The organism is Paractinoplanes rhizophilus (assembly GCF_042664765.1).
Classification (GTDB): domain Bacteria; phylum Actinomycetota; class Actinomycetes; order Mycobacteriales; family Micromonosporaceae; genus Actinoplanes; species Actinoplanes rhizophilus.
Window position 1 is genome coordinate 1 of record NZ_JBHTBJ010000131.1, and the last position, 742, is coordinate 742.

1 protein-coding gene is annotated in these 742 nt (G+C 61.7%); it reads right to left on the reverse strand.

Annotation, left to right across the window (positions count from 1 at the left end; all coding sequences use genetic code 11):
- Positions 1-124: 124 nt before the first annotated feature.
- Entirely contained in the window at positions 125-595 is a 471-nt protein-coding gene (locus ACFQS1_RS40555) for an AAA family ATPase (protein WP_378978410.1), read from the reverse strand.
- Positions 596-742 lie beyond the last annotated feature (147 nt).

Here is a 742-nt window from a genome sequence, read left to right on the forward strand (position 1 = left end):
TCCGGGCAATCTGGTCCTTGTACTCCGGCGTGTAGGACCTACGCGTCGCCATCACCATTCCCCCTTTACCTTCCCGAAGAGAAAAGATCTTAGTTGGTTCTCTCTCCGGAAGATCCAGGGCGGCTCATTCCGCTCGTAGCGCCGGCAAGAAGTCCTCGTTGACGCCTCTGATCTCGCCTTGTGACAGAGGCCAGATGGTCATGGTGTGCAGTCGGCCGGTTAGTGCTTGCGCTGTGCGGGGCAGCGCGTCCTGCCGCGTTGACCCGGTCAGCACGGCCGTGCCGGGCAGGGTGCCTTCGCGGTTGAGTCGGGCCTTCAGCGCGTCGAGAATCAGCGGCGCGTGCTGATACTCGTCCACGCAGAGCAAGCCTGACGTCGAGACAGCGGTCTGCGGATTGGCCGATACGGCATCTCGAGTGCTGATGTCGTCGAGATCCAGGACGGGTACCCTGCGGGCGTTGGCCAAGGCATTCAACACGGTTGACTTACCGACCGAGCGTGGTCCGTGCAGGGCGATGACCGGCTCGACCTGAAGCAGCTCGTCGAGCAGCGCAGAAATCCGCCGCGTTGCGATCCCAGCGAGTGGTCCCGCCATGGCGCCCTCCTGCTCCGAAAGGGCGTGTCGGTAGGTCTGTGTAACGGATGAGTGGATTATCCGTTTTCCGCCAGATATGACCTGATGGGGCAGACAGGATCACGATCATGACACTGACCGATGAGTTTGAGCACGTCGCCTTGGGCA

Bases quoted from the DNA above. Each gene is read 5' to 3' on its own strand.
- ACFQS1_RS40555 (WP_378978410.1), bottom strand. From the start codon at position 595: ATGGCGGGACCACTCGCTGGGATCGCAACGCGGCGGATTTCTGCGCTG.